The organism is Rhodoferax sp. (genome assembly GCF_028689305.1).
In the GTDB taxonomy this organism is placed as follows: Bacteria; Pseudomonadota; Gammaproteobacteria; order Burkholderiales; family Burkholderiaceae_C; genus Rhodoferax.
The window spans coordinates 34,670-37,059 of sequence record NZ_JAQTWM010000018.1 but is presented as its reverse complement, the minus strand read 5'-3'; the positions used below and the strand labels follow the sequence as shown (position 1 = coordinate 37,059).

Annotated in this window: 3 protein-coding genes; all 3 read right to left on the bottom strand. The window is 63.4% G+C overall.

Annotation, left to right across the window (positions count from 1 at the left end; all coding sequences use genetic code 11):
* Positions 1–1,110 (bottom strand): sialidase family protein (locus tag PHW99_RS05935; protein WP_300174715.1); only part of this gene is annotated, 1,110 nt, incomplete at its 3' end.
* Between the two features lie 111 nt (positions 1,111–1,221).
* Complete coding sequence (metF, locus tag PHW99_RS05930) at positions 1,222–2,061, bottom strand: methylenetetrahydrofolate reductase [NAD(P)H] (protein ID WP_300174714.1); 840 nt, start codon at positions 2,059–2,061, stop codon at positions 1,222–1,224.
* A 72-nt stretch (positions 2,062–2,133) separates the two neighbouring features.
* On the bottom strand, positions 2,134–2,390 hold a 257-nt coding region (locus PHW99_RS05925; protein ID WP_366913087.1), incomplete at its 5' end, for an SAM-dependent methyltransferase.

Here is a 2,390-nt window from a genome sequence, read left to right as displayed (position 1 = left end):
GTGGGTATAACTGACCCACAGGCTGTCATCTGCCCAGGCCAGGGCCGGGTAGGAATATTCATCATGGCCGCCGCCCTTGGCCAGCGTCCGCATCAGTTGCCAATGCACACCATCAGACGAGTGACTCAAGTCGAGCACGCGGCGCGAATGTGCCGAGCTGTTATGTGCCAGCCACATCTGCCCGGGCGCCAGTGCCAACGTGGCCACCGAGGCATCAGGATTGACCAGCGCCAGATCCGGCAAGTCCTGCCAATGTTGACCCCCATCACGGGTCTGCACAGCCGTGACCCGGCCGCCAGGGCGCTGATCACGCATCAAGGCCAGCCAGTGGCTGTCGCTGTACGCCAGCAAACCGGGCTGCAGCACATGCTTGCGCGCCGACATGCGCACCATGCCCTGGAATCCCCCCTGCGCGTCAAAACGCAGCGCCACCGGATACTTCAAGCCCAATTCAAAATACACCGGCAGCACCATGCCACCGTCCTGCAACGCCAGAGGAGCGGTGCGTACCAAAAAGCTGGTATTCCACCACCATGACAGAGGCAGGACCCGCACCACCTCCCAAGACCCCTGGTGCCACACCGGCCCAGCCTGACGCTGACGCAGTTGCACAATGCGGCTGGCGGCCCAGCCACCGAGTCCGGTGGCCACCACAAACAGGTGTACCCGGCCCTGCGCATCCAGCCAGGCCACCGGATTGCCCAGACGCCGCACGGCAAACCCGAGCTGACGCCCCAGATCATGGCGTTCCACCACAAACCGTGCCGCCCCCCACTGCTGGGTGGCCCGGTCAAAACCGGACACGACAATGCCTACATCGTGCGCACTTTCCCGGGTGCCGGCAAACCAGAATGCCAGCAGCACATTCGGATCGTGGGAGGGCATCGGCAGCAGGCTGCTGGCATGGGCCGCCGGGGTGTCGGGTGGCATCGGGATCTGCCCCTGCGCCAACACTCGCAGGGCAGGTGGGGCCGCCGACGCGACCTGCGCTACCGGCCAGCGGGCCTGGGCCGGAGACGGCGTTCCGTCACGGTGGGCCAGGTCCCAGCCGATGACCAAGGCACAAAAGCCCAACGCCAATAGCACCCGAGCAGCGAGCGAATGGGACAAAAATCGGGAGCGGGCAGGTACCATGAAATGGGCTGATGAGAATGGACTACCAATGGGTGTTTTTGCCAGGTAGCCCAGATGGAATATGGGTGTTAAGCTATCAAAACAATATCAAATCCCCAGCCGTCGGCAAATTTCCAGCGTCGCGGCACTCTGGTTCATGGTGTAGAAGTGCAGGCCCGGCGCGCCGCCGGCGCGCAGTTGTTCACACAGGTCGGTCACCACGTCCAGGCCAAAGGCTTTGATCGACGCGGTGTCGTCGCCAAAGCTCTGCAGCCGCAGCCGAATCCAGCGCGGGATTTCGGCGCCGCAGGCGTCGCTGAAGCGCATCAGCTGGGTGGAGCTGGTGATCGGCATGACGCCGGGCACCACCGGCACCGTCACCCCCAGCGCGTCAGCGTCTTCGACAAAGCGGAAGTACGCGTCCGAGTTATAGAAATACTGGGTGATGGCTGAATTGGCGCCGGCCCGCACCTTGGTGGCAAAAGCCTGCAAATCACTCTCGGGCGATTTGGCTTGCGGGTGGGTTTCCGGGTAGGCCGCCACCTCGATGTGGAAGTCGGCACCAGTTTCGGCGCGGATGAAGGCCACCAGATCACTGGCGTACTGGAATTCGCCCCCGGTGCCATAGCCACTGGGCAGGTCACCGCGCAGCGCCACCAGGCGCTTGACGCCCATGGCCCTGAGGGTGGCGAGCTGCTCGCGCACCCGTTCACGGGTGGCGCCGATGCAGGAAAAGTGCGAAGCGGCGCTGACCTGTTCGGCCAGAATCTCGCGCACGGTATTGAAGGTACCCTCTTGCGTCGAGCCACCGGCGCCAAACGTGACCGAACAGAACTCGGGCTTGAGGGCATACAGCTGCTGGCGGACCAGCCGCAGTTTGTCGACACCTTCAGGCGTCTTGGGCGGAAAAAATTCGACGCTGACCGGAAAACCAGTGACATCCGTCATGACGTTCATCCTCTCAATGGTGTGGCGGACAGCTCAGGCAGTTCTTGCTGCCATGGCCTGCCCGGGCAAGTTTCAGGATGTTGCCTGGCAGGCGGCAACAAAAAATTCACGATTCCCGTCGCCTCCGGCTATGGGCGAATCAAACCAGTCAAGCACCTGCAAACCCAGTTCGGCGCAGCAGGTGCGCAAACGCTGTTCAACCACCGCGTACAGCGCCGCGTCCCTGACGATGCCGCCCTTGCCCACCTGGCCGGGCTGAAGTTCAAACTGCGGCTTCACCAGCGTCAGCAGCCGACCGCCGTCCTTGAGCAGCGGCACCACCGCCGGTA

What these genes read in the sequence shown, in the direction of transcription:
- metF (WP_300174714.1), bottom strand. Translation starts at nt 2,061, where the DNA reads ATGACGGATGTCACTGGTTTTCCGGTCAGCGTCGAATTTTTTCCGCCC.